This is a genomic window from Candidatus Krumholzibacteriia bacterium, assembly GCA_035649275.1.
Lineage (GTDB): Bacteria > Krumholzibacteriota > Krumholzibacteriia.
The window spans coordinates 1-7,342 of the sequence record DASRJW010000014.1; the positions used below are offsets into that span (position 1 = coordinate 1).

Sequence of the window (7,342 nt, forward strand, 5' to 3'; positions counted from 1 at the left end):
GCGCCTCGGGCATGCCCGGATCCTTGCGGAGAGCCTGGATGTAGCGCGCCGCCGCCTCGGCGTAGCGGCCTTGCTGCTCGAGCTCGGCGCCCTGTTCCAGCCGCTTCGTGGCGCTGGCGCAACCGAGAGCCAGAAGCAAGATCAGGCCGAGGAGGGTGCGCGCTTTGCGGGAGTGTGTTCGCATGCTTCTCTCTTCGCTGGGCTCCGCGCCGGGGCGATGGTTCCGTGCAGAGGAAGGGTAGCGCTCCACGCGGAGGCGGTGCAATTTCGCAGGCAAGAAAACGCAAGTTTCGGACCGGCGCTGGCATCAGGGGCATTGGACGGGAGCGTGGAATGTGGATGGAGCGTTGGCCGAAGCGTCAGCGGATGACCACGAATTTGCCCACGACGCGGTCGAACTGCTCCGCCTCGACGACGTAGAGGTAGACGCCGCTCGTGACTTCCTGACCGTTGCGCGAGAGCAGATCCCAGGCGAGGGTGCCGTTCCCCGTGCTGCCATCGAAGGGCAGTTCCACCACCAGGTCCGAGGCCAAGGTGAACACGCTGACCCTGCCCCGGGAGCGCGGCAGGTTGTGGAATTCGACCTTCACGCCCGTGGGGTCATCGTTGTTGGGCTGCAGCTGCCAGTCGCTGAGCGACTGCCGCGTCGCCGGATTCGGCACCACGTAGATCTCGCTGCTGGCGTCGGCCCAGCGCTCCGGGGGCAGCGCGTCCGTCGGGGGTGTGAGGTAGACGAAGTTCGAGCTCGGATCCCCGGCCAGGCCTGGACCGACGGCGACGTAGACACCGTTCTCGAGCTCGGTCCGATGGTCGGTGGCGGTGACGCTGTAGAAATAGTGGACGCCGCTATGGGGTCCCGGTGCGGTCTCCTGGCACCAGCCGCGGTCGTTGCAACGCGTCGCCACCACACCCTTCGCGGTGGTCACCGCCGGGCAACGGCCATCCGCGGGGCAAGGCACGGTCTCGCAGTGGCCCGGCGCTCCGGCATCGTGCACACAACCGGAGCTCTTGAGCGGCGGATCGGTGTAGCGGTAGTAGCGGGTTCCCTTGCTCAGAGCCTTGGCGGTGTCGTTCTGGTCGGGCGTGAACCCCGGCAGGTCCGGGGGTTCCAGGTACGGGTGCGCCGCGAACCATTCCCGGTAGTACTCCACCGCCGCCGCGGGAATCTGCGGGGTGTAGAGCAGCGACTGGAGGCCGGTGTCGGCACCGATGCCGTTGTGCTGCAGATCGTATTCGGCGAGCAGCATCCACAGGTTGGAGGCAGGGCCGGTGCGCTCGTCCGTGCCCAGGGGACGGGTCCAGTGTTCGGCTCGCCAGATGCGGTAGGACTCGAAGTCGAGAATGTTGGTGCGCAGGTCCGGTGCCGTCTCGCTCGCATTGTCCCAGAGGATGTCGACGCGGTTTTCGCTGGCCTGCAGGCGCATGGAAGGCGGCGGCGGCGCCGTGCTCACCAGCCAGTGGATGAGGCACTCCTTGCCCTCCACGCCGGTGGGGAATTCGGTCAGCCTCTCGAACTCGCAGTCGGCGTTGATCCACACGCAGGCGTCGGTGGGGACGGTGGCGAAACAGCGCGGGTCGGAGGGCGGCGCGAAGTCGCAAATGCTGTCGCAGGGATCGAGGCGGAACACCCGTCCCGTGAGCTCCGGGCCGCAGACCGGTGTTTCCCGCCCGCTCACCCCGGTGGTCGGGTTCTGGTCGCAGTCGAGCCAAACACCATCGTAGGTGAGCTGCGCCGCCTTGGCGTTCTCGATCATGCCGTCGAAGCCATCGCCGAGCACGAGCGCCGCCTGGAAGCCCAGCGTGTCGCCAGGATTCACCACCGGGAACGGCCCGGTCGAGACCAAGAGACGATAGTCGTCCGCCCTGCGGGCGACCGTGGCCGGGCGCAGTTCGTTCGGCCCTCCGGGAGGCGGCAACGACTGCGGCGCCGTGCCGTCGAGGATGGCGTAGGCTTCCTCGTCGTTGTTCGGATCGCCGCCGAGAGAGAACGGGGCGCGGGCGGAGAAGAAGCGGAAGTTACGGAGCGACATGAACCGCGGTCCCGTGTCGGAACCCGGATCCTGCGCACCGAGGAAAGCCAGGCCGATGGTACCGGGCGCTCGGCCGTCGTCCCCATCGTCGTCGAACATGTAGCCCATGGAGAGCTTGACGTTCTTCACCTCCGTGCCCGTACGCGCGGGGAGGATCCCTTCCCAGAAGCCCGCCTCATCGTCCTCGGCCCTGCGGTTGTTGGCGCGCAGGCCGATATCGGCATCGGCCCAGAAGCCGATGTAGAGGTCGAAGAGGGGTTCGGTGCCCTTGTTGATGATCTTGAAGTCAAAGGCGATGAAATCGTCACGGTCCGGCTCCTCCCAGCAGTAGGTCGCTTGCTGCACCAGGACGCCGAGCGGCTTGTGCTCGGGGAGGTTGAGCCGGATGATCGGATCGAAGTCGTTGTACTCGCAGGAGAACATCTGATTGGAGATGGCGGCGAAGTCCTCGTCCACCAGGCCGTCGCCGTCGTCGTCGAACCCGTTCAGCCAATCCTCGTCGGTGCGCCCGTCGCGGTCGTCGTCGGCGTTCGGCGCCGGAGCGCGGGCACCACCGCGCGCCCCCTCGTGCGTCGTGTACATCCGCTGCTGTGGCAAGAGCCCGGGGAAGAACTCGAAGGGGAAGGCGCCGGTCGTCACCAACTTCTCGCCGGACTTCACCGCTCCGACCCAGAGTCCGGCGGCGAACAGGTACTCGATGCCGCTCGCCGCCGGCCACTGCAGAGAAGGGGCTTCCCTCCAGGGAAAGGGGGGCAGGTCGGGAGTCGAGCCGAAGAGACCGAAGTTGCTGACGAGGAACAGGATGTTGCCGCAGTTGTGCACGTTCTTGCCGGTGTTCTCGAGGATCGGCTGCAGGCCCGGGAAGCGCTCGGGATGCTGGAAGGGCGGCGTCGCCTCGATCCAACTCCAAGCCGGGCCGACGTCGATAGACGGTGCGAAGAGTGCGAAGAGCGCCACCACGGCGAGGCCTGGGGCGCGGGATCTCCGCTGGCAGAGGAAGTGACGCCTCTGGGAGAGGAAGTGACGCCTCTGCGAAGGGCGAGAGGCGGCGTTTCGCTCGAGGCCTCGACTCAAGGGGCGTCACCGCCCGCACCGGCTGGTCGAAGCGGAGAGGGGAGCCTGCAGCAGCGCACCGGGACGCGACACGAACCACCGCGACCTATCGCGCACGAAGCCTGTCTGGACTACCCGCTCCGGGGCAGCGGTAATCTAAGCAGCGACGGCGGGCAGCGCAAATGGAAGGAAGTAGCCGTTTCGGTGGAGGCAACCACCTGGAGCCGACTCAAGTCCCTGTACCGATGAAACTCCAGCTGGAGGTCACACTCGAACCCTCACGAGGCGTGGACCTCAACGGATGCTGAGATTGCCGAAGTGCACGGCGGTCTGCAGTACGAGCCGCCGCCCCTTCTTTTCTGGTCCTGGTTCCGAGCGGGCGGCGGAGGTTTCGAGACTCCCCAGGACCACGCGCCGGTTGGCGAGCTCCAGGATCACCTCGGAAGGCACGTCGACGATGGCATTCCCCATGGTGATGTTGATGGAGCCCTCGAGATCCGCCGCCCAGGGGCCGTCGAAGTCCAGCTCGTACGAACCCATGCTGCCCCCGAAGTCGAGACGGCGGGTGTGGGCATGGCCGAGGCCCGAGAGCGTCACGTCGCCCATCTTGGCGTGCACGTCGAGCTCTTCCATCTCCACCGGGTTGGGCTCCTTGAGGACGAGATCCGCGTCACCCATGGCCTGATCCAGAACGAGCCGGCGGAGAGAGAGGCCGGTGAGATCGATGCGAGCGCTGCCCTTGGCCAGGTGGAGATGCAGTGCCATGGGCACACCCACGGGCAACTCGACCCGCACGCGGGTGGCGCGACCCCTGCCATCTCTGCTCCTGCCGCGCCCGGTGGCCTCGCCCACGGCGCGGCGCAGGTGTCTCCAGGGGCCGCGGGTGGTGAAGCTGAGCCGGAAGCGGTCGCCGTGCGCGGCATCGGCGAGGAACTCGTGCTCCAGTCGATGCATGGTCTCGTCGTAGTCCGCCTCGACCAGGATCGACTTGCCGACTCCGGCGGGGACGATCTCGAACTCCCCGGCTTCGAGATCCACGAACACCTCGAGGGGATTCGTGCCGCTGCCCGGTGCGGCGCCGACGGCGGCGCTCTCGGTCCGCCGCCCCGCTTCCGTTCCGTGGCCGCTCGCGGCGGTCTTGCCGGCGCCGCCTGCTGCTCCGCTCTCGGCGGTCGTCGTTGCACCCAGAGGCTGCTCGAGCTTCTCGCGGCGCGGCGCCGAGGGCGGCGGGCCCTGCAAGTAAGCCAGGCCCCCGAGCAGCGCCAGGACGAGGAGGATCGCCAGGATGCCGCTGAAGACGGTACGGCCGTGCATGTTCGTTCCTTCCGGCGAGGAAGAGCCGGTGCGGGTGGACTACGTTGCGTTCGCCGGCGCGCTCAGCTGGATGCGCACGTCCACCGCCATGCAGTCGGCGCGGCGCGGCACCAGGATGAACGGGTTGATGTCCATCTCCTGGATGCAGTCGAAATCGGAAACGAGCTGCGCCAATCGTAGCACCATTTCCTCGGCCAGGGTGACGTCCACGGCCGGCTCGCCACGGAAGCCGGTGAGCAGCGGGTAGCCCTTGATGGAGGTCACCATCTCGTGGGCGTCGACGTCGGTGAGCGGCAGCACCCGGAAGACGATGTCCTTGAAGACCTCGACGTGACGGCCCCCGGAGCCGAACATGAGCAGCGGGCCGAAGAGGGGATCCTGGGCCATGCCGAGGATGACTTCCCGGCCTGCTGGCGCCTGGCGCTGCACGACGTAATCATCGTTGATGAAGCCGTGGGCGCGGCGGATGCTTTCGCTCATGGCATGCACGGCGTGCTCGACGGCTTCGGCGTTGCGCAGGTCGAGAGCGACGCCGCCGGCATCGGATTTGTGCACGATGCGCGGGTCGGCGGTCTTGAGGACCACGGGGTAGCCCAGGACCTGGGCCGCCGCCACCGCCTCGTGCGCCGCGTGCACGCGACGCACCGACGCCACCGGGATCCCGTAGGAGTGCAGCAAGGCGAAGGCGTCCTCCTGAGACATCGGACCGCCGCCCCGGCCGAGGCAAGCCTGGGTCAGCTGCACGGCGCGCGCGTGATCCACCTCGTAGGTACGCACCTCGCCGGCCGGTCGTTGCTTCCAACGGTGGTAGCGATACAGCGCCGCGGCCGCCCGCGCCGCCGATTCCGGAAAGCGGTAGAGCGGCGGGCTCTCGGGATGGAGGCGGGGGAAGTGCTCGTAAAACTCTTCCTTGGCCATGAAGGTGGAGAGCACCGGCTTCGTGTGACGCCGGGTGACCTCGGTGATGGCGCCGGCGACATCGTCGGGCACCAGCATGTGTGGCGGCACGGAGACCACGAGCACCAGATCCACCCCCGGGTCGGCGAGGAGCACTTCGAGAGCGCGGCGGTAGTCGTCGGCGCTGGCGCTGGCGATCATGTCCACCGGGTTCTGCACGCTGGCCTCGGGTGGGAGGAAGGAGCGGAGATCCTCCTGCGTTTCCGCTGCCAGCGCCGCCATTTGCATCCCCAAAGCCAAGAGTGTGTCCGTCGCCATGATCGCCGGCCCACCGGCGTTGGTCAGCACCGCGACCCGGTCGCCGCGCGGGATGGGGCAGCGGCTGAAGGCAGCCACCAGATCCAGCATCTCTTCGATGGAGTGGGCGCGGAGGACGCCGACTTGCCCGAGGAGTGCTTCCACGGCCAGCTCGCCGCCGGCGAGGGCGCCGGTGTGCGACGTCGCCGCCCGGGCGCCGGCAGCGGTGCGGCCCGACTTCACCATGATGATGGGCTTGGAACGGGTGATGCGCTTGGCGATGCGGGTGAAGCGCCGCGGATTGCCGAACGATTCCAGATAGAGAGCGATCACCTTGGTGCGCTCGTCGCCTTCCCAGTAGGTGAGCAGGTCGTTACCGGAGACGTCGGCCTTGTTCCCCACGCTGGCGAAGAAGGAGAGGCCCACGTTCATGCGGGCGATGGCGTGCAGGATGGCCACGCCCATGGCACCGCTCTGGGACATGAAGGCCACGTCGCCCTCGATGGGCACGACCGGAGCGAAGGTGGCGTTCAACCGCACCTTCGGGTGGGTGGCGAAGATCCCCATGCAGTTCGGGCCGATGAGACGCATGCCGGACTCGCGCACGATCTTCACCAGCTCCTGCTCGCGTGCCAGCCCCTCGGCCCCGGTCTCCTTGAAGCCGGCGCTGATGACGACGATGCCCTTGACGCCTTTCTCGCCGCACTCGCGCGCGACATCCAGCACCGCGGCCCGCGGCACCACGATGATCGCCAGCTCCACCTCGTCCGGGATGGCGCGCACCGAGGGATAACATTTGATCGAATGGATGAACTCGGCGTCGGGATTGACCGGGAAGAGCTTGCCGTTGAACTCGTACTCGATGATGTTGTGCAGGATCTCCCGGCCGAGCGAGCCGCGGCGCCGGGAAGCGCCGATCACCGCCACCGAGGCGGGCTGGAAGAAGGCGTCGAGCGAGGAGGCCACCCAGGCCTCCCGTCAGCGCCCGCCCGGGCCGTGGCCCGGCGCGGGGTGGCGCGTCGCCGCGCCAACGCTTGAGATGTCCCCCTTGCCCTGGACCAGAGTGGAGAACGTGTCGGTCAGCGCCCGGATGGGCGCCAGCGGCGCCGGGGCGCCATCGTGCTCGCGAGACTCGAACTGCACCCGGTGTCCCGACTCCTGGGCGGCGGCCTGCACATCGGCGCGGAGGAAAGCCAGATTCGGCGCCGCGGTGAACGGCATCCAGCGCCGCGACCACAGCCATGCCATGAAGCCCGATCGCGCCGGCGGCAGATCGCGCACGAACACATGGGCGCTACAACCGCTCGGCCGGCGGTAGACGCGGAAGTCGACGACGCCGAGATAGGGCGGACGCTGCTGCTCCGCTTGGATGTCGAACTCGCCGGCCGAGGGCGCCGCCCAGGGCAGGTCGTCTGGCCAGGGCATGGGCGACGTGATCGCATCACGCGCCAGGAGGGTGCCGCCGAGGACGTCGAGGTGGCCGCGATACGCATCCACAGTGCCCGATTGGCGCAGGCGGTCGAAACGCAGCAGCGGGATCCCGAGCCGCCGCAGGAGCAATGCGGCTTGGCCGCGGTGCCAGACGGCGCGTACCCAGCGTGCCGTATCCGGGACGTAATCGGCGAAACGCGAATGGCCCTCGACCATGCGCCGCACCCGCTTCAAGCCACCGGTCATGTAGAGGACGGAGAGATCGTCGGGGATTTCCGCCCACTGGTGCGATTGGAAGCGCCCGCGTTCGTCGAGACCTT

General features: G+C 68.0%; 5 protein-coding genes. All 5 read right to left on the reverse strand.

Annotated features, from left to right (window positions below; translation table 11 throughout):
• Window positions 1–184 (reverse strand): hypothetical protein (locus VFE28_01180; protein ID HZM14586.1); only part of this gene is annotated, 184 nt, incomplete at its 3' end.
• A 175-nt stretch (window positions 185–359) separates the two neighbouring features.
• Window positions 360–2,990, reverse strand: coding sequence for a hypothetical protein (locus tag VFE28_01185; protein ID HZM14587.1), 2,631 nt, complete (start codon window positions 2,988–2,990; stop codon window positions 360–362).
• A 387-nt stretch (window positions 2,991–3,377) separates the two neighbouring features.
• A complete protein-coding gene (locus VFE28_01190; GenBank protein ID HZM14588.1) occupies window positions 3,378–4,397 on the reverse strand; it encodes a hypothetical protein in 1,020 nt (339 codons plus the stop codon).
• 39 nt (window positions 4,398–4,436) lie between these two features.
• Window positions 4,437–6,557, reverse strand: a complete 2,121-nt coding sequence (locus tag VFE28_01195; protein HZM14589.1) for an acetate--CoA ligase family protein — start codon at window positions 6,555–6,557, stop codon at window positions 4,437–4,439.
• 12 nt (window positions 6,558–6,569) lie between these two features.
• A partial coding sequence (locus tag VFE28_01200) for a hypothetical protein (GenBank protein HZM14590.1) occupies window positions 6,570–7,342 on the reverse strand: 773 nt, incomplete at its 5' end.

Bases quoted from the DNA above. Each gene is read 5' to 3' on its own strand.
- VFE28_01190 (HZM14588.1), bottom strand. From the start codon at position 4,397: ATGCACGGCCGTACCGTCTTCAGCGGCATCCTGGCGATCCTCCTCGTC.